Source organism: Herbaspirillum sp. WGmk3 (assembly GCF_023952535.1).
Taxonomy (GTDB): domain Bacteria; phylum Pseudomonadota; class Gammaproteobacteria; order Burkholderiales; family Burkholderiaceae_D; genus Herbaspirillum; species Herbaspirillum huttiense.
Genome location: NZ_JAKYWT010000004.1, coordinates 227,793 through 252,632, shown reverse-complemented (window position 1 = coordinate 252,632; position 24,840 = coordinate 227,793). Strand labels below are relative to the sequence as shown.

Here is a 24,840-nt window from a genome sequence, read left to right as displayed (position 1 = left end):
GCGTGTTTGGACTTTATTCGTTGAAGGGGAGTTTGATGAAGAAGTTAATGATGGCCGCAGCGGCCTCCTGTCTGTCGGCAGGAGCCTTTGCGCAGAGCAGCGTGACCATCTACGGCAGTCTCGATGCTGGCGTAGCCTATATCAACAACCTCAATGGCGGCTCGGTATCGCGCCTGGATCAGGGCACGATGCAGCCGGACCGCATCGGCTTTCGCGGGACCGAGGACCTGGGAGGCAACCTGAAGGCCATCTTCCAGCTCGAAGCCGGCTTCTACACCGATAGTGGTGCTACCCCCAATTCGTCCAAGCTGTTCAACCGTTACAGCACCATCGGCCTGTCAGGTGACTTCGGTGCAGTCACCCTGGGCCACATGCCCGACGTCGTGTTCGACTACGTGGGCAAGTTGTCCAACGGCTTCCAGCTGACCAACTGGTATCTGTTCCATCCGGGTAACCTGGACAGCCTGGCCAACACCTACCAGTTCGACAATGCCGTGCGCTATACCTCTCCAACCCTGGGTGGTTTTCAGGGCAGCCTGATGTACGGCTTCGGTGAAGTGGCAGGGGACAGCAGCAATGGCCGCAACGTCAGTGCGGGCGGCACCTACACCAATGGTCCGTTCCGTGCGGCGCTGGCCTATTCGAAGCTGAACAATCGTGCTGCAGGATTTGCCGGGACCTTCCTCACCAGCGTGGGTCTGGGCAATGCGGGGACGGTCTTCAACAGTCTGACCACGACGGCCGGCGGCCTGGGCTACACCATTGGCAACGTGCGTCTGAATACGGCCTACACGCAAGTCAAGCTGGCCCTGCCCAGCGGTGCCACGCCCAAGCAGAAGAACCTGGATCTGGGTGCGGCGTGGCGCTACGCAACGCTCGATACCATCAACTTCGGCTACGGTCTCTCCAAGCTGGAGGGCGCACGCTGGAACACCTTCAGTCTGTCTCATGTGCATGAATTCTCCAAGCGCACCCAGTGGTACGTGCAGGCGGCTTACCAGCGTGCCGGTGGCGATGCACGCTTTGCCGTCATGAACGGTACCGGCGCCTCCGGTGCCACCGGAGTCTCCGGTGGGCAGGGCCAACTGGTCACCACCATCGGTATGCACCACTCGTTCTGATGTCCGGAACAGGCTCTCATGCCGAGGGCCGCTTTACCTTCTGTGAATAGTCTGGTCTTGCGTGCGCCCCTCCTGGAGCGGATGGGCGCTTCGTAGTGCCTTGGGCGGAGAAGCAGTTTTCTCCGCCATTTTTTTATCCATACCGGATTGATTGCCGGACGGCACCGCTGCCGCGTCCGCCGGCATTCTTGCGTCGCGGAGAGTCTTCATGCTTGCACACCTCAAACTGGGTACACGTCTTTCGCTGGGCTTCGGCCTGGTGCTGGCGCTGCTGACCGGCATTACGGTCCTGGCCATCGCCAGTCTGTTCACATTGCACCAGGATACGCGCCGCATCGTCGAGGACCGATACCCGCAGGTCCTGCTGGCCAATGACGTGCTCTTGCGCATCAGTGAAAACGCCAGCGCCATGCGCAACCTGCTACTGCTGGACGACCATCAGAAGCTGACCGAGGAGATTGCCCGCATCGCCAAGGGCGAAGCGGCCATCACGGCCACTCTGGACCAGTTGCAGGCGCGCCTGTCCAGCGAGCAAGGCCGCAAATCATTTGCCGACATCCTCGCCTTGCGTAGCAAGTATTACGAGGGACAGCAGCGCTTCCTGCAACTGGCTTCCACCGGTGCTACCATGGATGCCACCGAATTTCTGCTGACCACCCTGCGCCAGGATCAGGAGAACACCATCGCGCGGCTGAAGGGCTACATCGCCGTTGGTACGCGAATGATGGAGCGCAGCGGTGAAGAAGCCGCCGCGCAGTATCACCAGAAGACACGCATCATGCTGGCCATCGCCCTGCTGGCAGTGGCATCCGGCGGTGCGTGCGCGTGGTGGATCACGCGTTCCATCACCCGCCCGGTGCGGCATGCGGTCGGGGTGGCGCAGCAGGTGGCCCATGGCAACCTCGACAGTCGTATCGAACCGGGGGGGCGGGACGAGCTCGGCCAGTTGCTGGAGGCGTTGCGCCAGATGAATGGCAGTCTCACCGGCATCGTGGGCGAGGTACGAAGGGGGGCCGAGACCATTGCCACTGCATCCTCCGAGATCGCCGGCGGCAATCTCGATCTCTCTTCGCGTACCGAGCAGCAGGCAGGGTCGCTGGAGCAGACCGCCGCCGCGATGGAAGAACTCACCTCCACCGTGCGCCAGACCGCGGACAACGCCAAGGCGGCCAACCAGCTCGCAGCCGAAGCCGCGACAGTGGCTGCGCGCAGCGGTGCGGTGGTGCAGCAGGTGGTGGCAACCATGGCGGGTATCAGCCAAGCCTCGAGCCGCATTGTCGACATCATCGGCGTGATCGATGGCATCGCCTTCCAGACCAACATCCTTGCCTTGAACGCAGCGGTGGAAGCGGCACGCGCCGGTGAACAAGGCCGGGGGTTTGCGGTGGTCGCCTCGGAGGTGCGTTCGTTGGCCCAGCGTTCCGCCGGCGCCGCCAGGGAAATCAAGGCGCTCATCGATGATTCAGTGGCGCAGGTGGATGCCGGTGGACGTCTGGTGGAGCAGGCCGGTTCGACGATGGAAAACGTGGTGATCAGCGTGCAGCGCGTTTCGCACATCGTCGGGGAGATCAGTGACGCTACCCAGGAACAGCGTACCGGCATCGAACAGGTCAATCAGGCCATCGTGCACATGGATGAGACGACGCAGCAGAATGCCGCACTCGTGGAACAGGCGGCTGCGGCTGCGCAGTCCTTGCAGCAGCAGTCGCAGCGGCTGCGCGAACTGGTGGGCGTGTTCCGGCTGCCGCTGCTGCCACCGGAAGAGGCTGCTCAGGCAGTGGAGCTTGCGGATGCCGTTGCCGGTTTGCCCCGATACAGCACCAGCGTCGCGATCAGCCCGCAGACCGCCGCAAAGCTCATCCAGTAACCAGGGGCGGCCTTGTCGCCGGTCGACTCGATCAGCCAGGTCGAGACCAGCGGCGTGAAGCCGCCGAAGATCGCGGTAGCCAGGCTGTAGGCCAGCGAGAAGCCGACCGTGCGCACGTGCGCCGGCATCACTTCAGTCAGCGCCACCACTGCCGCGCCGTTGTAGCTGGCATAGAGGAAGGACAGCCACAGCTCGGTGATCAGCAGGTTCTTGAAACTGATGTCGGCGACCAGCCAGGACATCATCGGATACGCCGTCAGCAAGGTCAGCAACGTGAAGGCCACCAGCACCGGACGACGGCCCACGCGATCCGACAGTGCGCCCATGACGGGCAGCCAGCAGAAGTTGGACAAGCCCACGCAGAAGGTCACGATGAGACTGTCGGAGGCCGACAGCTTGAGCACCGTCTTGCCGAAGGTCGGCGTGTAGATCGTGATCAGATAGAACGACACGGTCGTCATCACCACCATCATCATGCCGGCCACCACGATCTTCCAGTTCTGGGCGATCGAGGCCATGATTTCCGCAAAACTCGGATGGTGCTTGCGGGCCATGAATTCTTCCGTTTCCTGCAGCGAGCGGCGGATGATGAAGATGGCCGGCACGATCATGCAGCCGATGAAGAAGGGAATGCGCCAGCCCCATTCGCTGATCTGCAGCGGCGACAGCCACTGGCTGACCAGATAGCCGATCAAGGCGGACGCCATGATGGCCGCCTGCTGGCTGGCCGACTGCCAGCTCACGTAAAAGCCCTTGTTGCCGGGCGTGGCCATCTCGGCCAGATAGACCGACACGCCGCCCAGCTCCACCCCCGCCGAGAAGCCCTGCAGCAATCGTCCCGTCAGCACCAGGATCGGTGCCGCGATGCCGATGGTGGCATAGCCGGGCACGAAGGCGATCAGCAAGGTGCCGATGGCCATGATGGCCAGCGTCACGATCAAGCCCTGGCGACGGCCTACCCGATCGATGTAGCTGCCCAGGATGATGGCGCCCAGGGGGCGCATCAGGAAGCCCGCACCAAAGGTGCCGAAGGTCAGGATCAGCGAGACGAACTCGTTGTCCGACGGGAAGAAGGTCCTGGAGATGTAGCTGGCATAGAAGCCATACAGGAAGAAGTCGAACATCTCCAGGAAGTTGCCGCTGGTCACCCGCAGGACGGTGGACAGCTTGGAGTGCTTGGCGGTGCTGCTTGTTTTGGTTGTTGTGTTCATGTCGGTCTCTCTCTTTCTCTCTTTGAGGCAGTACTTGGACGCCTTCCTTCACATTCTTCAGCGAGGCGCGGGGTCCAGGCCGGATGCCTTGATGGCGTCGATGGCTTCGGGCGAGGCCAGGAAGTCCAGCAGTTCCCTGGCGGCCTTGGGCTCGTGGGTGCCGACCACGACGCCACCGGAGAAGGGGGTGATCTGCTGGGCGCTCTCGGGGATCGGTCCGATGATGTCGATGCCCTTGACCGGCTTGAGCTCGGAGATCTGCTGCAGGCCCACTTCGGCATCGCCGCGGGCGATCACTTCACCGACCGGTTCGGCCGGAATCATGCGGCCCTTGTAGGCCATCTGCTGGTCGATGCCCAGGCGCTTGAAGAGCTTGGTGGAGAGGAACACGCCGCTGGCGCTGTCGGAGTAGACCACCGAATGGGCGGTCAGCAGGGTGCGCTTGAAGGCGTCGATGCTGGAGATGTCAGGCTTGGGGGCACCGGCCTTGACGGCCAGGCCGATGCGCGAGAGGGCCAGCAGCTTGTGCTCGGACTTGGAAACCTTGCCTTCGGCCACCAGCTTGTCCAGCGAGTCGCCGACCATGATGACCACGTCGATCTGTTCGCCGCGTTGCAGGCGATTGGGAATGGCTTGCGGGGTTTCTCCCATGGACGGGCCCCAGCCGGAGATGAGTTTGTGGCCGGTCTTCTTTTCGAAGGCGGGGGCCAGTGCCTTGTAGGCGGCGGCAAAGCCACCCGAGCTGACCACGTGCAGGTCGGCGGCAGAGGCCAGCGAAGTGACGGCACCCAGTGCCAGGGCCAGGACACTGCGCTGGAAGAGGGAGGTGCGCACACAGCGTGCGGTGGAGTTGGAACGGATCATGCGGATCTCCTGATGACGATGTATTTCGTCGTGGTGAGGGATGAAACCCGGCAGTTTGCGTAGAATCCGTTGAAAAGTTAATTGCAATTATTCTGGGGATTGATAAAAAATGCGCATCAATATCGAGACCGCCGAATTGCAGGCCTTTCTCGCCGTCGCGCGCCAGTCAAGCTTTCGGGCGGCGGCTGAGGGTCTGTTCATTACGGCACCGGCACTGAGCCGCCGCATCGAGAACCTGGAGCAGGCCTTGCAGGAAAGACTGTTCGATCGCACCACCCGGCGCGTCTCGCTCACCCCTGCCGGTGAATTGTTTCTGGTGCATGCCCAAGCCGTGATGGATGAACTGGAGCTGGCCGTCAGGAGCGTGGAGCAGGGCATGGCGCATCGGCGCGAACACGTGACGGTGGCCTGCGTGCCCTCGGTGGCCAACAATTTGCTGCCGCTGGTATTGAAACCGTACGCGCGCACGCATCCCAATGTGCGGGTGCGCATCATCGACGAAAATGCGGCGGAGGTGCTGGAGAGCGTGCGCAAGGGCGAGGCCGATTTCGGCGTGAACTTCATCGGCGCGCAGGAAGCCGAGATCGATTTCCAGGAATTGACGCGCGAACGTTATCTGGCGGTGATGCCGGCTCATCATCCGCTGGCTGCGCAGAGCAGCTTGCACTGGAAGTCCCTGGCGGGGGAGAAGCTGGTGTCGGTCTCCTCCAGCAGCGGCAACCGCAGCCTGATCGACAATGCCTTCTCGCGGGTACCGCAGCGGCCGGTGATCCAGTATGAGACCAATCACGTGGCCGGGGCCATCAGCCTTGTCGCCGCCGGGCTTGGGGTGGCCTTGCTGCCGGAGCTGGCCATTCGCAATGCGCCCTACAAGGGCATTGTGGCGCGGCCGGTGACCAGTCCGGTCTTGAGCCGGGCGATGGGCTTGATTACCTTGAAGGGACGGGTCCTGAAACCGGCGGCCGCGACGCTGGCGCAAGCCTTGCGCGAGGCGATGGCGAGCAAGCCGCGTAAATGATTTTCTGGTACACAGGGCTGCCTAAATTTTGTGCGGTTTATTGGGAGGGCAGGCGGGGACGGCACTTGCGTGGGGTGAAAATGGCTTATCCACAAGTTTATGCACATAAAACGGGGATAAGTTTCCAGCGTTGGCGCGGTTTCTGGCGGGGTTGCGCAAATTATTTGCAAAACCGCTGGCCATAAAAAAGGCCCTCGCAAGCGAGGGCCTTTTTGTTTGTATTCTTTGCAATCCGGACCTGCGGTTGATGCTGTTGTCCATGACTCGCTGCCTGTCGAAAAACGGGGTGGCGGCATGCGCTGGAGCGCGCGGTTGCGGCGGTCTTTTTTCGAAGAGGGGGCGATTATATAGCCGTGGGCGGAAAAATGATACTGCTTGCTGCAGAAAATTATTTTCGCTCCCGAGAGGGCGGGCCTTCCCGGACAAATGGATAGCCGGACTGGTACAGGATCCATCCTTGGCCCTGCTGGCAGGCGATCTCGCGATGCATGAAGAATGAAGTCCTTGACGAACGGCGCAGGTCAACGGAAATCATCCATGGACAGACAGCGGTAGCGACGGCGAGCCAGTCTTCGGAGAAATCATTCTCGAGCTGCGCACCAAAAAACTTTTACGTCTTCCAGGGCCAGGAAGAACGCTGATGCCAGGTCCCTGGACGGACTTGAACAACAAAAAGCCCGCAGTGTCATCGGACACTGCGGGCTTTCAAACATCTCGGTACTGCATCGAACAATTCTGTGGTGCCGGGAGCCGGAATCGAACCGGCACGCCTTGCGGCGCGGGATTTTGAGTCCCGTGCGTCTACCTATTCCGCCATCCCGGCGACGCGAGCCAGCGATTATTACCGATTTCGCTTTGCCGGGCAAGCCCTGAAGACCCCCGGTGCACCACTGATGTGAAAATTATTTACCGCACACCGCCTCAATCGCCCGTTCCCCCGTCGAACCAGGTATCGGATCCTGCAGTTTCACGTCCGAATACGCCAGCTGCGGTGCCAGCAGCAATTGACCCTTGCCATCGGCCTGCGCATACATCTTGCGGCTGCCAAAGCCGAGCTGGCGCGCCGTGCAGTCAAAGTAGGCGGTCGAGATCTCCGACAGGTAATACGTCTTGCTGCCCTGGCCCATCAGCAGCTGCGGACGGTTCCAGTTCAGCAGGATCTGCGCCTGCCGCACGCTGCGCGTGTTGACGATGCTGCCCTTGTCGATGAAGAAGCTGCCGATGTTGTTCTCCCCCAGCGGCATCCACTCGGCATGCGCCGGCAGGCAGGCCGCAGCCAGTGCCGTCGCCAGCAGAAGGGACAGGCGGGGTGCGGAGAGGAAAGAAGAAAAGCGTGGATCCATGTGGGGCAGGGCGTCGCGTCAGGTCAGCATCATGGCCAGCATGGCGACATCGTCCTCCAGCAACAGCACCAGCGTGATGCTCCAGAAGAGCAGCTCCACCAGCAAGCGGTGTCCTGTCATGCGCAGGCTTGCAGCCATGTCCAACTCATCGATCGCGAAAAATGAAAGTGCGGCCATCCTAACATGCCCTTTACGATTGAACATGGCCCCACCGCATGAAATGCCCCACGAAAAAATGGCCCGCACCAGGCGAGCCACTTGTTGCTGCAATGAAGACCGGTCAGCGATCAGATCGCTGCAGCAATCGCCTTGCCCACTTCGGTCGTATTGCTCTTGCCGCCCAGGTCCGGCGTGGTCGGTCCATTGACCAGCACCTCCTCGATGGCCGCCAGCATGGCATCGTGCGCCTGGCGATACTTGCCTTCGCCATTGCCCAGGAAGTCCAGCATCATCGCACCGGACCAGATCGTGGCCACCGGGTTGGCAATGTTCTTGCCGAAGATGTCCGGCGCCGAACCGTGCACCGGCTCGAACAGCGACGGCAGCTCGCGCGTCGGATTGATGTTGGCCGAGGGCGCAATGCCGATGGTGCCGGCGCAGGCCGGGCCGAGGTCGGAGAGGATGTCGCCGAACAGGTTGGAAGCCACCACCACATCGAAGCGGTCCGGGTTCAGCACGAAGTGCGCGGTCAGGATGTCGATGTGGTACTTGTCGCGGCGCACGTCCGGATACTTGGCGCCCATGGCTTCCACGCGCTCATCCCAGTAAGGCATGGTGATGGCGATGCCGTTGGACTTGGTGGCCGAGGTCAGGTGCTTCTTGGGACGGCTCTGCGCCAGGTCGAAAGCGAACTTCAGGATGCGGTCGGTGCCTTTGCGGCTGAACACCGATTCCTGGATCACCGTCTCGCGTTCGGTACCTTCAAACATGCGGCCGCCGATGGCAGAGTACTCGCCTTCGGTGTTCTCGCGCACCACGTAGAAATCGATGTCGCCCGGCTTGCGGTTGGCCAGCGGGCAGGGCACGCCAGGCATCAGGCGCACCGGACGCAGGTTGACGTAGAGGTCGAAATCGCGGCGGAATTTCAGCAGCGAACCCCACAGCGAGACGTGATCGGGCACCGTGGCCGGCCAGCCGACCGCACCGAAGAAGATGGCTTCAAAACCCTTCAACTGATCGAACCAGTCATCCGGCATCATCTTGCCGTGCTGCGCGTAATAACCGCAGTGCGCCCAGTCGAAATGGGTGAACTCGATGTCGATGCCGAACTTCTTGCTGGCGGCCTCGACCGCGCGCAGGCCTTCGGGCATCACTTCCTGGCCGATGCCGTCACCGGCGATGACGGCGATCTTGTGGGTCTTGCTCATCCTTGCTGCTCCTCTGGAAAAAGGGGAAACCGGCTTGCCGGGACTGTATATGAAGTGCCGCCATCATAAATCGCTTCCCGCACGGGATCATCCACGAACTGGTGATTTTATAAAACACGATTCGTGAACAGTGCAGAAAACGTCAGCCATGAAAAAAGGCAGTGCCGTCATGACAGCACTGCCTTTTTCGGGTGAGTCTGCTGCGAGGGCCGCGTCAGCCGCCCAGCGTCTCGCCCCAGAGGGTCACGCCCATGGTGTGCTCGGCGCCCGGTTCCAGTTCCACCAGATCGTCCATCACGTTGGCGGTCTCGATGCACAGCATGCGCTGCCAGGCATCATCGGCAAACTGCGACAGGCGGCGCGCCTTGCTCACCCACGGGTTCCAGACCACGGCCGAGGTCGAGCCGCTGGCTTCGATGTGGATGCGGCGGTTCCAGCCCTCGTCGCGGATGGCCAGGTGCGGCGGCAGGTCCAGGTAGATGCGGTCGGTCTCGCTGCTGACCACCAGCGGACGCTTCTGCTCGCGCTCGGCCCAGCCTTCCAGCGTTTCGATATAGCGCTGGCCTTCGAGGCCATCGACCGTCACGTTGTGGATGCTGCTGACCGCAAAGTAGCTGTGCAGCGCTTGCGTGAGGGCGATGTGCTGTTCGCTGCCATTGCGGGTGGTGAGTTTCAGGTGCAGGCGGTCATCCAGCAGGATTTCCAGGCGCAGTTCGATGCCCGGCGGCAGGTGGCGCAGGGCCGGCGATTCGGTCGTCGGCGGGATGGCCAGGACCAGGCGCACGGTATCGCCTTCGATGGCGTTTTCCATCAGCAGCCAGGGAATGCCGCGCACCAGGCCGTGCGCCGGCAGGCGGCCACCAGCGTGCAGCGCTTGTACTTGCGGCGGGTTGCGCATGAGGTCGCCGAACCACGGCCAGCACACCGGGATGCCTCCACGTACCGAATTGCCGGCTTCGAAGGCGGCTTCCTCGCTCATCCAGATCACCGGTTCCTGGCCGTGCACCTGGTAGCGCAGCACCTGCGCGCCTTGCTCGGCGATCAGCAGTTCGGCGCGCTCGGTCTGCACGCGCAGGCATTGCAGCTGATTGACTTCGATGCGCTGGATATGAGGGAGATCGGGCGGGACTTCCTGTTCGTCGATGAGGCTCATGCTGCTACTCCAAGAGAATTCGTTGCGATTGCGCAAGACTGCCACATTTCGGGCGCTTGCGGGAAATTGGCCGCTGGGGCAGGCGATGCGCTGCGTCTCGCGAGGTTGGGGGAGGAGGGCGGTCCGGGGCTATAATTCACAGATCGTGGACTCCAATGCCTACATATCGTGAACAATTCTCCCCTGCTTGAAGACCTGCGCCTGTTCTGCGTGGTGGCCCGCCACAGCAACTTCGCCGAATCGGCGCGCGAGGTCGGTGCCTCGCCGGCCTACATCAGCAAGCGCATCGCCCTGCTGGAACAGGCGCTGGGCGTGCGCCTGTTCCATCGCACCACGCGCAGCGTGGTCATGACCGAGGACGGCGGCAATGTCCACGAATGGGCGCGCAAGATCCTCGATGATGTCGAGCAGATGATGGAAACCGTCAGCAGCGCCAAGCGCGTGCCGCGCGGGTTGTTGAAGATCAGTACCAGTTTCGGCCTGGGGCGCAAGGTGGTGTCGCCGCTGCTGTCGCGCTTTGCCAGCGAACATCCGGAACTGAAGATACAGCTGGAGCTGGTGGACCGGCAGATCGATCTGGTCAACGAGGGCATCGACCTCGATATCCGGGTGGGCGCGGGGCATGAGCCGCACCTGTTCTCCAAGCGCATCCTGCCCAGCCAGCGCGTGCTGTGCGCCAGTCCGGCGTATCTGAAGAAGCATGGCGCGCCCGCCGACCTGGCTGCGCTGCGCCAGCACCAGTGCCTGGTGATCCGCGAGCGCAACCAGTCCTTCGGGATCTGGCGCATGATGGGCCCCAAGGGACAGGAGACGGTGAAGGTGTCCGGTGGACTGGCCTCCAACCACGGCGAGATCATCCACCAGTGGGCGGTGGATGGGCACGGCATCATCCTGCGTTCGATCTGGGATGTGGCCGACAGCCTCAAGCGCGGGCGCTTGGTGCGGGTGCTGCCGCAGTATTTCCAGGAGGCCGACCTGTGTGCGGTCTATCCGGTGCAGTTGAAGAATTCGGCCAAGGTGCGGGAATGCGTGCGCTTCCTGCAGAAGCATCTGGATGTCACGGCATCGTCGGCGACGGTGTAGACGAGCGGATTCAACGTCCGTCGAATCGCTGCCGCACGATGCGCTCCAGCACCTGCGCCACCAGCGCCACCGAGGCATCTTCCGCGTGACGGCGATGCTGCAGCAAGCGCAGCGGTGGGGCCTCCAGCGGCAGCGGCGGGCGCAGACAGGTCAGTGCCACCGGATGCGCAGCGGTAGCGGCCGGCACGCAATGCATGGGCATGACCGCGATCAGGTCCGAGCCCTGCAGCAGCGCCGGAGCCATCAGGAAATTCGGGATCACCATGCCCACGCGACGACGCAGGCCCTGCATGGCGATCTGCTCGTCGATCATGCGGTTGAGCGTGTCGTGGCAGGCGATCTGCAGATGCGGATACGAGAGCCAGCGCGACAAGGTCAGCGCATGCGCTGCCGGATGATCGCGCCGCATCACGGCCACGCAGCGCTCCTGCAGCACTTCACGTCCGCGCAGCTGGCCGGTCGGCCTGGTTGCACCCAGTACCAGATCGGTCTGCCCGCGTTCCAGTCGGGCGGCGGCATCGGCATCGCCCAGCCAGGTCTGGAATTCCAGATCCAGTGACGGCAGCTCGGCAGCCAGTTCCTGATACAGCGCATGCGCTACCACCTGCGCCGGATAGTCCGGCATGAGAATGCGCACGCGTTGCGCCACTGCGGCTTGCAATGGCACCTGCTGCGCCGGGCCGGCCGTCTGCGCTTGCGCATCGCCGGCCAGCAGCTGGCGCACCGACTCACGCAGCGCCTGTGCCGTGGCCGTCAGCCGCATCTGCGTGCCGCCATCTTCCAGCAGCGGATCACGCAGCAACTGACGGCACCGTTCCAGCGCACTGGCTGCGGCCGGCAGGGGCAGGCCCACACGCGCCGCAGCACGCGCCAGATGGACTTCATCGAGAACCGCATCGAGCAGGCGCAGCAGGCGCGCATCCATGCCCGCCAGTGCAGGCATCGCAGGCAGGGGAGTAGGCAGGGCGGGGGAATGGCTTGCAGCGGAATTCATGGCGCAGGGAGGCGTGGCAGCGAAAAGAGAAGGGCCTGCTGCCAGGACGGCAGCAGGCCAGGGGCGCGAGTGTAGCCGCTTCGCCCCACGCCCACAAGCGGCGCTTGGTGCAGTGTGGCCTCGGGCCGGACCCGGTCAGCCGAAGGCTTCCTTGATGGTCTGGATCTTGCCCATGTCGTTGGCGTCATAGCCGGCCAGGTTGTTGACCACCTTGCGGAAGCTGTCCGATTGCAGGATATCGATCACCGAGCGGATCAGCGGATCCTGCAAGGACGCCGCCGGCAGCGCGAAGAAGTAGCGTTCGCGCACCAGCGGGATGAAGCCCAGGCCGAAACGATGCGCCGCCGTCTGCACGCCGAAGCCGACATCGGCCATCCCGCTGGCGATGAAGGCCGCCACCGCCGAGTGCGTGAACTCGGTGTTCTCGAAACCGTTGATCTTCTTGTGGGGGATGCCGGCACCATTGAGCATCAGTTCCAGCAGCATGCGCGTGCCCGATCCGGCTTCGCGGTTGACGAAACGCAGGTCGGTGCGGGTGAGGTCGGCCAGGCCGCGCAAGCCCTTGGGATTGTCCGGCTCGACGAACAGGCCCTGGTTGCGGATGGCCAGGTGGATCAGGCAATCGCTGCGCTTGTTGAGCCACTTGGCATAGGTGGCGATGGCCGGTTTCTCGAATTCTCCCAGCGGCACATGGAAGCCCGCCAGGTCGCATTCCTGGCGCGACAGCGCCGCCACCGCATCGGTGCTGTGGCGGTAGCGTACCTCCACCGGCAGGCGGCCTTCATTGATCTTGTTGAGCAGTGCCGCCACCGCAAAGCCGTGGCTGGCATTCAGGCGCACCTTCTCGGATTTGCCTTCCACCGTCTTGCCCAGCTCCACTTCCAGTTCCGAGGCCAGGCTGTCGAGGGTGGGGGAGAGACGCGCCGTCACCAGGCGATCGGCCCACAACAGCTTGCTGGCGAAATCGGTCAGTGTGGTGCCGCGGCCACGCCCGCTTTCAATGAGGGCGTTGCCGAACAGGCGCTCGGCCTCGCGCAGCAGGCCCCAGGCATGGCGATAGGAATAGCGCGTCAATTGCGCGGCACGCGCAATCGAGCCGCTCTGCTGGATCGCGGTGAGCAGGGTCAACAAGTTGGCCGTGTCCAGCGCCGCCTCGTTGTCGTAGGCGATTTCCCAGTGAGGTTTGATGTGGACTTTGAACATTTATGTGAAAGAAAGCATATTGAAACGGCCGTTTATCGGTGATAATTTCGCGTCACTCTGCATAAATGATAGAAAATATATGCGGTGTTGTACATAAATAAATAAACGAAAAGAGAAGGATATCGCCGCAAAGATGGGTCGGTGTCACGATCCGCCCCTACCGGCTTTGCGATGCAGTCCTTCCTTCGATTTGCCCACATCACACACTCATAAAATATTCGGAGGAATAATGGCTTTCGATTTCCTGAACAAGGAACACACGGTCGCCAAGCCTGGCTTCAATCGCTGGCTGGTACCGCCAGCAGCGCTCGCAATCCACCTGTGCATCGGCATGGCCTACGGTTTCTCCGTGTTCTGGCTGCCGCTGTCCAAGGCCCTGGGCGTGACCGCGCCCATCGCTTGCGGTGCCGATATCGGCTTCTTCGCGCAAGTCTTCTCGTCCACCTGTGACTGGAAGATTTCCATGCTGGGCTGGATGTACACGATGTTCTTCGTCCTGCTGGGCATCTCCGCTGCGCTGTGGGGCGGCTGGCTGGAACACGCCGGTCCGCGCAAGGCCGGTGTGGTGGCTGCCATCTGCTGGTGCGGCGGCCTGCTGATCTCGGCCCTGGGCGTGAAGACGCACCAGATCTGGCTGATGTGGCTGGGCTCCGGCGTCATCGGTGGCGTCGGTCTCGGCCTGGGCTACATCTCGCCGGTGTCGACCCTGATCAAGTGGTTCCCTGACCGTCGCGGCATGGCCACCGGTATGGCCATCATGGGCTTCGGCGGTGGTGCCCTGGTCGGCACCCCGCTGGCCGATGCGCTGATGAAGAAGTTTGCCTCCCCCACCTCCGTGGGCGTGTGGGAAACCTTCGTGGTCATGGCCGTGATCTATTTCGTCTTCATGATGGCCGGTGCCTTCGGCTACCGCGTGCCGCCCACCGGCTGGAAGCCGGCTGGCTGGACCCCGCCGGTGGCCAAGTCCTCGGCGACCATGATCACCCAGAACCACGTGCACGTCTCCAAGGTCTGGGGCATTCCCCAGTTCTGGCTGGTGTGGCTGGTGCTCTGCCTGAACGTGTCGGCCGGTATCGGCGTCATCGGCATCGCTTCGCCGATGCTGCAGGAAGTCTTCGGCGGCAAGCTGCTGGGCGTGGACATCGGTTTCAATGACCTGTCGGTCGAGCAGAAGGCCGGTATCGCGGCACTGGCTGCCGGCTTCACCGGTCTGATCTCGCTGTTCAACATCGGTGGCCGTTTCGCATGGGCTTCGTGCTCGGACTTCTTCGGCCGCAAGATGACCTATGCCATCTTCTTCGTGTTGGGCTTCGTGCTGTACGTGAGCCTGCCGTGGTCGGCCAAGGCCGGCAACATCCCGCTGTTCGTCGGCGCAGTCTGCATCATCCTGTCGATGTATGGCGGCGGCTTTGCCACCGTCCCTGCTTACCTGGCCGACCTGTTCGGCACCCAGATGGTGGGCGCCATCCACGGCCGCCTGCTGACCGCGTGGGCGACCGCCGGCATCCTGGGCCCGGTGGTGGTGAACTACATGCGTGAGTACCAGCTGTCCCTGGGCATGCCCAAGAACGAGGTCTACAACACCACCATGTACATCCTGGCCGGCATGCTGGTGCTGGGCCTGATCTGCAACCTGCTGATCCGCCCGGTCGCCGCCAAGCACTTCATGACGCCGGAAGAACTGGCCCGTGAAAAGCAGCTGGCCCACGAAAAGTCGGCCGCCGACGCAGCCGTCACCGCCGGTTCGGGCGACATGTCGCAGATCGGCAGCGGCGGCAACCCGGTCGTCATCGGCCTGGCCTGGGCGGCCGTCGGCATTCCGCTGATCTGGGGTATCACCCTGGTGCTGCAGAAGTCGGCCGTGCTGTTCCGCTGATTGTGCAACACCTCAACGACGATGTAATTTTTGATTACGTAGTCGAGTGAATTTGTAGTCAAGTCATTGTTACACCCGCAGGCCGGCTCCACCCGGCCTGCACGCAGGACCGCAGCGGCGAAAGCCGCTGACACAAGCTGCCATGGCCCCGTGAACCAGGGCAGCTTGTGTCAGCGACTATCAAAAAACAGGAGCATGGCCCGTCCCCGGCAAGGGCAGGCCAGCATCCGCAGTGTTCACACCAACCCATCAAGGCAGGGCGAACATGCAACAACGGAGACCAGCTGGTTCATCTCGCACGGCCGTGCGCACCCTTCACCGGGGCAGCGTCATGCCGCCGCATTGTTCTCCCCATCCCTTGATCTGCTTTCCACAGGCTGCTCCTCCCTAGGCGCGGCTCTTTCCTTTCATTCGTCATTTGCGCGGTCCGCAGAAGATCCTCCGGGAGAAGGACCAGGACCGCATCGAAGCAACACAGGAGGCAACAATGAAGAGGCAACAGGTTTTCGACGTGGCGGCGGTGCGCGGCATCATCGCCGAGCGCAAGGACATGGCTGGTGCCATGCTCCCCATCCTGCACGGCATCCAGGACAAGGTCGGCTACATCCCGGCCGATGCGGTCCCGATGATTGCGGGCGAGTTGAACGTCTCGCGCGCCGAGGTGCATGGCGTGATTTCGTTCTATCACTTCTTCCGCCAGGAACCGGCCGGCCGCCACGTGGTGCAGGTGTGCCGTGCCGAGGCCTGCCAGGCGCGCGGCAGCGAAGCGTTGGCTGAACATGCGCAGAATGTGCTGGGCTGCGGTTTCCATGAAACCAGCGCCGATGGCCAGTTCACGCTGGAACCGGTGTATTGCCTGGGCCAGTGCGCCATCGGTCCCAACCTCACCCTCGACGACGAGCTGCACGCCCGCGTCGATGCCGACAAATTCAAGCGCCTGATCCAGACCAAGCGGGAGGCATGATGAGTACGCACGAAACCGTGACCATCTATGTCCCGCGCGACTCCACCGCGCTGGCCTTGGGGGCCAACGAAGTCGCCGCCGCCATCGCTGCCGAAGCGCAAAAGCGCGGCCAGTCTATCAAGCTGGTGCGCAACGGTTCGCGCGGCATGTTCTGGCTGGAGCCGCTGGTGGAAGTGGCCACCGCAGCCGGCCGCGTGGCCTACGGGCCAGTGGCTGCGGAGGATGTCAGCGGCCTCTTCGATGCAGGGCTGCTCGCAGGAGGCCAGCACACGCTGCATCTGGGCCTGACTGAAGAAATCGGCTTCCTCAAGAATCAGGAGCGCCTGACCTTCGCACGGGTCGGCATCATCGATCCGCTTTCGCTGGAGGATTATCTGGCCCATGAAGGTTATGCCGGATTGAAGAATGCGCTGGCCAAAACACCGGAGGCCATCGTCCAGCAGATGATCGATTCGGGTTTGCGTGGCCGGGGTGGTGCGGCTTTCCCGACCGGCATCAAATGGCAGACCGTGCTGCGCGCACCGGCCGCGCAGAAGTACGTGGTCTGCAATGCCGATGAGGGCGACTCGGGTACCTTCTCGGATCGCATGATCATGGAAGACGATCCCTTCACGCTGATCGAAGGTATGACCATTGCCGCCGTCGCGGTGGGCGCGACCGAGGGCTACATCTATGTGCGCTCCGAATATCCACATGCCATTGCGACGATGAACGAAGCCATCGCCATCGCCACCGAGCATGGCTACCTGGGCGATGACATTCTCGGTTCCGGCAAATCCTTCCGGCTGGAAGTGCGCAAGGGCGCAGGAGCCTACATCTGCGGCGAAGAAACCGCCATGCTGGAAAGCCTGGAAGGCAAGCGCGGCGTGGTGCGCGCCAAGCCGCCGCTGCCCGCCATCGAGGGCCTGTTCGGCAAGCCGACCGTCATCAACAACCTCATCTCGCTGGCCTCGGTGCCGGTGATCCTGGCGCGTGGTGCGGACTTCTACAAGGACTACGGCGTAGGGCGCTCGCATGGCACGCTGCCCTTCCAGCTGGCCGGCAACATCAAACAGGGTGGCCTGGTGGAGAAAGCGTTCGGTCTCACGCTGCGCCAGCTGCTGGAGGATTTCGGCGGCGGCAGTGCCTCGGGACGTCCGATCCGCGCGGTGCAGATGGGCGGACCGCTGGGCGCGTACCTGCCGCCCTCGCAATTCGATACGCCGCTCGACTATGAAGCTTTCGCCGCGATCGGCGCGATGATCGGGCATGGCGGGCTGGTGGCGTTTGACGACAGTGTCGATATGGCCAAACAGGCTCGCTACGCCATGCAATTCTGTGCCGTCGAATCCTGCGGCAAGTGCACGCCTTGCCGCATCGGCTCCACACGCGGCGTGGAAGTGATCGACAAGATCATCGCCAACGAGGAGCGGCCGCAGCAGATCCATCTGTTGAAGAGCCTGTGCGACACCATGGTCAATGGTTCGCTCTGCGCCATGGGCGGCATGACGCCGTTCCCGGTGCTGTCGGCCCTGAACCATTTCCCCGAAGACTTCGGCGCGCCCGGCGAACAGGCAGCCTGATCCCATCAGCGATTTAGCGCATCAGCGCATCAGCGAATGCAAGGAGTTGCACCATGAATCAGCTCAACGAAACGGATTACGGCACCCCCGCACGTGCCTCGGAAAACCTGGTCACGCTGGAGATCGACGGCGTGGCCGTGACGGTCCCGGCCGGCACCTCGGTCATGCGCGCCTCGGTCGAGGCCGGCATCAACGTGCCCAAGCTGTGCGCCACCGACAGCCTGGAACCCTTCGGTTCCTGCCGCCTGTGCCTGGTGGAAATCGAAAAGGATGGCCGCAAGATGAAAGGCTATCCGGCCTCCTGCACCACGCCCTGCGAACCGGGCATGAAGGTGCAGACGCAGACCCCCAAGCTGGCCGAGATCCGGCGTGGCGTGATGGAACTCTACATCTCGGATCACCCGCTGGATTGCCTGACCTGTCCCACCAACGGCAACTGCGAACTGCAGGACATGGCCGGCGTGGTCGGCCTGCGCGAAGTGCGCTATGGCTACGAGGGCGAGAACCATACCACCATGAAGAAGGATGAATCCAATCCCTACTTCACCTATGACCCTTCCAAGTGCATCGTCTGCAACCGCTGCGTGCGCGCCTGCGAAGAAACGCAGGGGACCTTTGCGCTGACCATCAACGGCCGTGGTTTCGAGTCGCGCGTATCTGCGGGGCAGATGGAAGCCTTCATGGAATCCGAATGCGTCTCCTGCGGTGCCTGCGTGGAGGCCTGCCCGACCGCGACGCTGACGGAAAAGACCGTCATCATGCTGGGCCAGGCCGAGCACAGCAAGGTCACCACCTGCGCCTATTGCGGCGTGGGTTGTTCCTTCAAGGCCGAGATGAAGGGCAATGAAGTGGTGCGCATGGTGCCGTACAAGGATGGCAAAGCGAATCAAGGCCACTCCTGCGTCAAGGGCCGCTTCGCCTGGGGCTATGCGACCCACAAGGACCGCATCCTGAATCCCATGATCCGCAAGAGCATCAACGATCCCTGGCGCGAAGTGTCGTGGGAAGAAGCGCTGTCCTACGCGGCCAGCGAGTTCCGCCGCATCCAGGCCAAGCACGGCAAGGATTCCATTGGCGGCATTACTTCCTCACGCTGCACCAACGAAGAAACCTATCTGGTCCAGAAACTGGTGCGCGCCGCCTTCGGCAACAACAACGTCGATACCTGCGCCCGCGTCTGCCACTCGCCGACCGGGTATGGCCTGAAGCAGACCCTGGGTGAATCGGCCGGGACGCAGACCTTTGAATCGGTGATGAAGTCGGACGTCATCCTCATCATGGGGGCCAACCCGGCCGCCGGCCATCCTGTGTTCGCTTCGCAGATCAAGCGTCGCGTGCGCCAGGGGGCCAAGCTGATCGTGATCGATCCGCGCACCACCGAGATGGTCAAGTCGCCGCATCTGAAGGCCGACTATCACCTGAAGCTGCGCCCCGGCACCAACACCGCCATCATCACGGCGCTGGCTCATGTGATCCTTTCGGAAGGCCTGCAGAACGAGTCCTACATCCAGGAACGCTGCGACCTGCAGTCATACAAGGATTGGAAAGAGTTCGTCCTGCGCGAAGACAATTCCCCCGAAGCCATGGCCGCCATCACCGGCGTGCCCGCCGAGATCATCCGTGGCGCGGCGCGCCTCTATGCCACCGGCGGCAACGCCGCGATCTACTACGGTCTGGGCGTGACCGAGCATGCGCAGGGATCGACCACCGTGATGGGCATCGCCAACCTGGCCATGTGCACCGGCAACGTCGGCCGCGAAGGCGTGGGCGTGAATCCGCTGCGCGGGCAGAACAATGTGCAGGGCTCCTGCGACATGGGCTCCTTCCCGCACGAGCTGCCGGGCTATCGCCACATTTCGGATTCCACCGTGCGCGGCCAGTTCGAACAGGCCTGGGGCGTGACGCTGAACCCGGAGCCGGGCCTGCGCATTCCCAACATGTTCGATGCGGCCCTCGATGGCAGCTTCAAGGGCCTGTATTGCGAAGGGGAAGACATCGTCCAGTCGGACCCGAATACGCAGCACGTCGCGGCGGCCTTGCAGGCCATGGAATGCATCGTGGTGCAGGACCTGTTCCTGAACGAAACGGCCAAGTATGCGCATGTCTTCCTGCCCGGTTCGTCCTTCCTGGAAAAGGATGGCACCTTCACCAACGCCGAGCGCCGCATCTCGCGCGTGCGCAAGGTGATGCCGCCGAAGGCCGGCAAGTCCGACTGGGAAGTCACGGTGGCCCTGGCCGAAGCGCTGGGTTACCCGATGCCGTACAATCACCCCTCGGAAATCATGGACGAGATCGCCGCCCTGACGCCCAGCTTCCATGGCGTGAGCTACGACAAGCTGGAAAAACTCGGCAGCATCCAGTGGCCCTGCAACGAGGCAGCGCCGGAAGGCACGCCCATCATGCACGTGGGCAGCTTCATCCGTGGCAAGGGCAAGTTCATCAACACGCAGTATTTCGCCACCGACGAGAAGGTGACGCAGCGTTACCCGCTGATCCTGACCACCGGCCGCATCCTGTCGCAGTACAACGTGGGCGCGCAGACGCGCCGCACCGAGAACTCGCAATGGCATAGCGAAGACCGGCTGGAAATCCACCCGCACGATGCCGAGGACCGTGGCATCCGCGAGGGTGACTGGGTCGGCGTGGAGTCGCGTGCAGGCCAGACCGTGCTGCGGGCGACGGTGACCGAGAAGGTGCAGCCGGGAGTGGTCTATACCACCTTCCACTTCCCCGAATCGGGTGCCAACGTCATTACCACCGACAACTCCGACTGGGCCACCAACTGCCCCGAGTACAAGGTGACGGCGGTGCAGGTGATGCCGGTGACGCAGCCCTCGCAATGGCAGCAGCATTACGAGCGCTTCAACCGTGCGCAGCTCGATCTGCTCAAGGGCGAGGTGCCGGCGGAACCCCTGGTGACGAAGTAAGCGGCGCGGGCCTGACGGGCCCGTGCCGGCGTGATTTCCGCAGACACGAGCCCAACCCATCCGCATCCAGCAGGACAGCATGAACACACGCAACAGCAGCAGCCCCGTCATCGACGACACCACCGGCGACTACGCCACCTTCGCCCGCGTGCAGGTAGATCGCTGGCGCGATGGCCAGCGCGAGACGGTCGACGATGTGGTCGCCGAGGAAGTCCCCATCGCCCTCGAATACAACGGCATCTCGCACGCCGTGATGATGGCCACGCCCGCCGACCTGGAAGATTTTGCGTTGGGCTTCTCGCTCACCGAAGGCATTCTGGCCGCGCCGGGCGAGCTGTATGAATGCGAGATCGTCCCCGGCTGCGAAGGCGTGCAGGTACAGATGCGCATCGCCACCGAGCGCTTCGTGGCGCTCAAGGAAAAGCGCCGCAACCTGACCGGGCGCACCGGCTGCGGCCTGTGTGGTGCGGAGACGCTGGAGCAGGCGGTGCGGCATCCGCAGGCAGTGCGCGGTGGCGCGGTGTTTTCGGTGGAGCAGGTGCATGCAGCTTTCGAACAGATGCAGGCCGGGCAGCACTTGCAGCAGGCCACCGGTGCCACGCATGCGGCCGCGTGGATGGATGCGTCGGGCCGCATCGTGCTGGTCCGCGAAGATGTGGGCCGCCACAATGCGCTGGACAAGCTCATCGGCGCGCTGGCCGAAGAGGGGGCCGATTTTGCGCAGGGCGCGGCCATCATCACCAGCCGGGCCAGTTACGAGATGGTGCAGAAGGCGGCCACGGTCGGCATCGGTTTCATCGCTGCCGTATCAGCCCCGACCGCATTGGCGATCCGGCTGGCCGAAGAGACGGATGTGACGCTGCTGGGCTTCGTGCGCAAGCAGGGCCACGTGGTGTATGCGCGGCCGCATCGTTTGCGTTGAGCCGGCGGTGCGGATGAAGAATTGACGGACAATCGATGAACAGAGCAGGAGGAGACGCACCATGAATATCGAACACCTGGTCAAGATGGCCAACCAGATCGGCAGTTTCTTTTCCACCATGCCGGACCGCGACCAGGCCATTGCCGACCTGGCTTCGCACCTCAAGCGTTTCTGGGAGCCGCGCATGCGCAAGGCCTTCCTTGAGCATATCGAGAAGACGCAAGGGGAGGGCTTGGATCCCATCGTGCTGGAGGCAGTGAACCGGCATATGCAGCAGTTGGCGGTGTAGGGCTGCTGCCTTGCTTGTGACTTCGAGGAAACCGCTCAGTTGGATGAGCGGTTTTTTTTTCGTCGGTGGGGTGCGAGTGCCTAACTCAACCAGACGGCCGGCAGATGATCGTCAGAACGCCAATTGCACGCCAATACCCGTAAAAAAGTCGCAATAAGCTTTTGATTTAAAAGGTGAATTTCACGGCAATAAAATCGAAAAAGTCCGCCAAAAGCCCGCCAAAAGCCCGCCATCAAGTGCGCTGCGCAGTGTTCATCGCTTCACGCCGCCAACGCCACCTCCGCCGCAATCCGGTGAAAGCGCCGTCCAAAATAAGCCAGCCCATCGGCTTGCGATGCCGCCAGGCGGATATGCCGGATCTCCACGAACAGCACGCTGTGCGTGCCCGCCTGCTGCTGCAATACGATGTCTCCCTCCAGCACCGCCAGCGCATCGGGCAGCACTGGCTGGCCGTAGTCGCCGATCTCCCAGCCGACCTGCGCCATGCGTTCTTCGGCAGCCAGCCCGGTCATGCCGGCGATCATGCGCGCCACCTCTTCATGATGTCCGGCCAGGATGTTGATGCACAGCCGTCCGTTGCCCACCAGGATGGGATGGGCGGCGCTCTTGACGTTGATGCACACCAGCACCGTGGCCGGTTCGTCGGAGACCGAACTGACGGCGCTCACCGTCATGGCGGCGCGTCCTGCAGGACCATCGGTGGTGATGATGTTGACCGCAGCCGAGAGACGCGCCATGGCGTCGCGAAAATCTTGCTTCATGGTAGGTCCGTCCAAAAAAGAGATGACATCCGGCACAAGGCTTCGTATCCTTTGCGCCATCAGCAATGTCGTCTGCGGCGCCGTCAGGCGGATGTCGATCAGCAGGTGAGAGGGAGAACGCATCGCCTATGAAAGCCTGCGTCCTGGGATGAACAATAGACCCTGCACAAATGGCGGGTCAAATGATTGTCTGGAATGTTCCGCATGAAGCAAATGAATATCGGCGCGGTGGACTTGAACCTGCTCAAGACCTTCATCGTCATCTGGGAGCTGCGTAGCCTCACCGCTGCCGCCGACCGCCTGCACCTGACCCAGCCCGCCGTGAGCCACGCCCTGCGCCGCTTGCGCGAAATGTTCGATGATCCGCTCTTCGTGCGCAGCACCAGTGCCATGGTGCCCACCGAGACCGCGATCCGCCTGCATGAACCCATCGCCCGCGCCCTGGGCATCATCCACGAGGCCCTGCATACCCACGCCAGCTTCGATCCGGCCACGGCCACGCGGACCTTCCACCTGGTCATGTCGGACATGTCCTGCAGCCACGTGCTGCCCATGCTGATGGAAGAACTGGCCCACGCCGCTCCGCACGTTTCCATCGAAGTCCAGCAGATGGCCATGGAAAATCTGGGCGCGGCCATGCGCAACGGCGACATCGACCTGGCCTTCGGCTACCTGCCGGGCCTGCCCGAGGATTGCCAGAGCCAGCTGGTGCTCAATGACGACTACGTCTGCATGCTGCGCAAGACCCATCCCCAGGCCGGCGAACCGCTGACCATGGAGAGCCTGCTGCAGCTGCGCTACGTCTACGCCAACACCAATACCACCGGCCACCAGCTGGCCGAGGATGTGCTGCGCAATGCCGGCGTGAAGCGCGATTTCGCGCTGCGCATGCCGCACTTCACCGTGGCCCCGCAGATCGTGCGCGACACCGACCTGGCCCTGTTCCTGCCGCGCAGCATCGCCGAGCGCCACAACGTCGATGAGGCCTGCGTGCTGCTGGACCTGCCACTGGAAATGCCGCGCATCCCGGTGAGCATCTACACCCATACGCGCTTCTCGGCGGACTCGGGCATCCAGTGGCTGCGCAGCCTGCTCATCGAGATGTTCGGACGCGAAGTCGAGAACGCCTGATCCTTCCCCGTACTGGAGTCATTTCATGAGCATTGCCGTCACCGGAGACGTTCCCTATTACGCCGTCATCTTCACTTCCGGAGGGCGATCACGGCTATGGCGAGATGGCCGAGGCCATGGTGGAGGCGGCGTCGCGCCAGCCCGGTTTCCTGGGGCTGGAGTCGGCGCGCGAGGAGGTGGGCATCACCGTGTCTTACTGGGCGAGCCTGGAGGCCATCGCCGCGTGGAAACGCGACCTCGATCACCAGCTGGCCCAGCGCCTGGGACGCCAGCAGTGGTACGAGGCCTACAAGACGCGGATCTGCAAGGTCGAGCGGGATTGCGCCTTCACCCGCGATTGAACCTCAGCAACTGCGCTGCAGGAAATCCATCACCGCTTCAGCAAAGGGGCCTGGCATCTGGTCCGGCATGGGGACCATGCCGTCGTCCAGCGTCCGCCACTGGCTGCCGGCAATGGCCTGGGCGATGCGTTCGCTGTAGGGCGCCGCATGCGGATCGCGTCCCGCCCGCAACACCAGCGTGGGTGCGCGGACCAGGCCGATGCGATCTTCCATGGGATAGTTGCGGACCACGATATGGCCATGCGAGGCCATCGGTCCGGCCTTGAGGGCATCCACCATGAAGCGCGTGAGCAGGTCGGTATCGCCTTGCGGATAGAAGGGCTCGCGGCGCTGCCACAACTCCTGCAGGTGCGCGCCATCGGTACGGATCTCCACATCGTCCACGGTGCGCTTGCCCGCGTGCGCGCTGCGCCGTGCTGCGTCGTTGTAGGGACAGGAAGACAGCACCAGCGCCGCCACCCGCTCAGGAGCCGACGCAGCGATTTCCATGGCCGTGACTGCGCCGGTATGGTGGCCGAGCACGGCGGCCTTGCGGATGCCCAGCTGGTCCATCACTTCCAGCGCTAGGCCGGCCCAGCGCTCGATGCTGTGCTCCGCCGGTGGCGGCTTGCAGGAATCGCCAAAGCCGAGCGTATCGATGGCGATGGGGCGGTAGCGCTGCGCCAGCAGGGGCAGCACATCGCGGAATTCGTCCCAGGAACGCGGGGTCTGGTGCAGCAGCAGTACGGGCAAACCTTCGCCCATGCTGGCCACGTGCAGGGGGCCGGCGCTGGTGGGGATGAACTGGCGCACGAGGGCGGGAAGGGCAGGGGACATGGGAATGGCTCTCCGGCACGGTGAAGA

20 protein-coding genes, 1 tRNA gene and 1 pseudogene are annotated in these 24,840 nt (G+C 63.0%); 12 read left to right on the top strand and 10 right to left on the bottom strand.

All coding sequences use genetic code 11. The annotated features are described in order from the left end of the window. Positions 1–47: 47 nt before the first annotated feature. Positions 48–1,121 carry a porin gene (locus MKD49_RS16850; protein ID WP_121038485.1) on the top strand — a complete coding sequence of 358 codons (1,074 nt, stop codon included), beginning with the start codon at positions 48–50 and terminating at the stop codon, positions 1,119–1,121. Positions 1,122–1,329: 208 nt separating this feature from the next. After that, complete coding sequence (locus MKD49_RS16845; protein WP_252696873.1) at positions 1,330–2,988, top strand: methyl-accepting chemotaxis protein; 1,659 nt, start codon at positions 1,330–1,332, stop codon at positions 2,986–2,988. Here MKD49_RS16845 and MKD49_RS16840 read toward each other — a convergent pair. Both MKD49_RS16840 and MKD49_RS16835 read right to left on the bottom strand, forming a co-directional pair. Beyond that, positions 2,892–4,199 carry an MFS transporter gene (locus MKD49_RS16840; protein ID WP_252696872.1) on the bottom strand — a complete coding sequence of 436 codons (1,308 nt, stop codon included), beginning with the start codon at positions 4,197–4,199 and terminating at the stop codon, positions 2,892–2,894. The two genes, MKD49_RS16845 and MKD49_RS16840, sit on opposite strands and share 97 nt — an antisense overlap. A gap of 57 nt (positions 4,200–4,256) precedes the next feature. Further along, entirely contained in the window at positions 4,257–5,063 is an 807-nt protein-coding gene (locus MKD49_RS16835; protein WP_252696871.1) for a substrate-binding domain-containing protein, read from the bottom strand. Between the two features lie 109 nt (positions 5,064–5,172). On the opposite strand from MKD49_RS16835, the gene MKD49_RS16830 reads away from it, so the two are divergent. Then, complete coding sequence (locus tag MKD49_RS16830; protein WP_121038496.1) at positions 5,173–6,081, top strand: LysR family transcriptional regulator; 909 nt, start codon at positions 5,173–5,175, stop codon at positions 6,079–6,081. A gap of 738 nt (positions 6,082–6,819) precedes the next feature. On the opposite strand, the gene MKD49_RS16825 is transcribed toward MKD49_RS16830, so the two are convergent. From MKD49_RS16825 to MKD49_RS16810, 4 genes are all read right to left on the bottom strand, one after another. Then, positions 6,820–6,904: transfer RNA gene (locus tag MKD49_RS16825), tRNA-Leu, on the bottom strand. Positions 6,905–6,983: 79 nt separating this feature from the next. Continuing rightward, entirely contained in the window at positions 6,984–7,424 is a 441-nt protein-coding gene (locus tag MKD49_RS16820; RefSeq protein ID WP_121038499.1) for a surface-adhesin E family protein, read from the bottom strand. Between the two features lie 287 nt (positions 7,425–7,711). Then, entirely contained in the window at positions 7,712–8,791 is a 1,080-nt protein-coding gene (locus MKD49_RS16815) for a tartrate dehydrogenase (RefSeq protein WP_121038501.1), read from the bottom strand. A gap of 214 nt (positions 8,792–9,005) precedes the next feature. Next, complete coding sequence (locus tag MKD49_RS16810) at positions 9,006–9,944, bottom strand: D-hexose-6-phosphate mutarotase (protein ID WP_134134807.1); 939 nt, start codon at positions 9,942–9,944, stop codon at positions 9,006–9,008. 168 nt (positions 9,945–10,112) lie between these two features. Between MKD49_RS16810 and MKD49_RS16805 the strand changes: the two genes are divergently transcribed. Then, positions 10,113–11,027 (top strand): LysR family transcriptional regulator, encoded by a 915-nt coding sequence (locus tag MKD49_RS16805; RefSeq protein ID WP_034332993.1) that lies wholly within the window; start codon positions 10,113–10,115, stop codon positions 11,025–11,027. A gap of 10 nt (positions 11,028–11,037) precedes the next feature. Here the strand turns inward: MKD49_RS16805 and MKD49_RS16800 are convergent, their stop codons facing one another. Beyond that, the gene (locus tag MKD49_RS16800) at positions 11,038–12,021 is read right to left on the bottom strand and encodes a LysR family transcriptional regulator (protein WP_252696870.1); all 984 of its coding nucleotides are present in this window, start codon (positions 12,019–12,021) and stop codon (positions 11,038–11,040) included. A 135-nt stretch (positions 12,022–12,156) separates the two neighbouring features. Beyond that, positions 12,157–13,224: a substrate-binding domain-containing protein gene (locus MKD49_RS16795; RefSeq protein WP_034332988.1), complete on the bottom strand. Its 1,068-nt coding sequence runs from the start codon at positions 13,222–13,224 to the stop codon at positions 12,157–12,159. 229 nt (positions 13,225–13,453) lie between these two features. Between MKD49_RS16795 and MKD49_RS16790 the strand changes: the two genes are divergently transcribed. The 6 genes from MKD49_RS16790 to MKD49_RS16765 all read left to right on the top strand — a co-directional run bounded on the left by MKD49_RS16790 (position 13,454) and on the right by MKD49_RS16765 (position 21,764). Continuing rightward, positions 13,454–15,100, top strand: coding sequence for an OFA family MFS transporter (locus tag MKD49_RS16790; protein ID WP_121038509.1), 1,647 nt, complete (start codon positions 13,454–13,456; stop codon positions 15,098–15,100). A gap of 487 nt (positions 15,101–15,587) precedes the next feature. Then, on the top strand, positions 15,588–16,064 hold the full coding sequence (locus MKD49_RS16785) for a formate dehydrogenase subunit gamma (RefSeq protein ID WP_252696869.1): 477 nt from the start codon (positions 15,588–15,590) through the stop codon (positions 16,062–16,064). Beyond that, positions 16,064–17,626: an NADH-quinone oxidoreductase subunit NuoF gene (locus MKD49_RS16780; RefSeq protein ID WP_252696868.1), complete on the top strand. Its 1,563-nt coding sequence runs from the start codon at positions 16,064–16,066 to the stop codon at positions 17,624–17,626. The genes MKD49_RS16785 and MKD49_RS16780 overlap by 1 nt, the downstream gene beginning before the upstream one ends. A 53-nt stretch (positions 17,627–17,679) precedes the next feature. Then, positions 17,680–20,553 carry a formate dehydrogenase subunit alpha gene (fdhF, locus tag MKD49_RS16775; protein ID WP_121038515.1) on the top strand — a complete coding sequence of 958 codons (2,874 nt, stop codon included), beginning with the start codon at positions 17,680–17,682 and terminating at the stop codon, positions 20,551–20,553. 79 nt (positions 20,554–20,632) lie between these two features. Beyond that, positions 20,633–21,475, top strand: a complete 843-nt coding sequence (fdhD, locus tag MKD49_RS16770) for a formate dehydrogenase accessory sulfurtransferase FdhD (protein ID WP_252696867.1) — start codon at positions 20,633–20,635, stop codon at positions 21,473–21,475. Positions 21,476–21,536: 61 nt separating this feature from the next. Next, positions 21,537–21,764 carry a formate dehydrogenase subunit delta gene (locus MKD49_RS16765; protein ID WP_034331331.1) on the top strand — a complete coding sequence of 76 codons (228 nt, stop codon included), beginning with the start codon at positions 21,537–21,539 and terminating at the stop codon, positions 21,762–21,764. A 260-nt stretch (positions 21,765–22,024) separates the two neighbouring features. Here the strand turns inward: MKD49_RS16765 and MKD49_RS16760 are convergent, their stop codons facing one another. Further along, positions 22,025–22,525, bottom strand: coding sequence for a flavin reductase (locus MKD49_RS16760; protein ID WP_252696866.1), 501 nt, complete (start codon positions 22,523–22,525; stop codon positions 22,025–22,027). A gap of 204 nt (positions 22,526–22,729) precedes the next feature. Between MKD49_RS16760 and MKD49_RS16755 the strand changes: the two genes are divergently transcribed. Together MKD49_RS16755 and MKD49_RS16750 are read left to right on the top strand one after the other, a co-directional pair. After that, positions 22,730–23,656, top strand: coding sequence for a LysR family transcriptional regulator (locus MKD49_RS16755; RefSeq protein WP_252696865.1), 927 nt, complete (start codon positions 22,730–22,732; stop codon positions 23,654–23,656). Between the two features lie 25 nt (positions 23,657–23,681). Further along, a pseudogene (locus tag MKD49_RS16750) lies at positions 23,682–23,997 on the top strand (antibiotic biosynthesis monooxygenase). Positions 23,998–24,000: 3 nt separating this feature from the next. Here MKD49_RS16750 and MKD49_RS16745 read toward each other — a convergent pair. Beyond that, positions 24,001–24,813: an alpha/beta fold hydrolase gene (locus MKD49_RS16745; RefSeq protein WP_252696864.1), complete on the bottom strand. Its 813-nt coding sequence runs from the start codon at positions 24,811–24,813 to the stop codon at positions 24,001–24,003. Between the last annotated feature and the right edge of the window lie 27 nt (positions 24,814–24,840).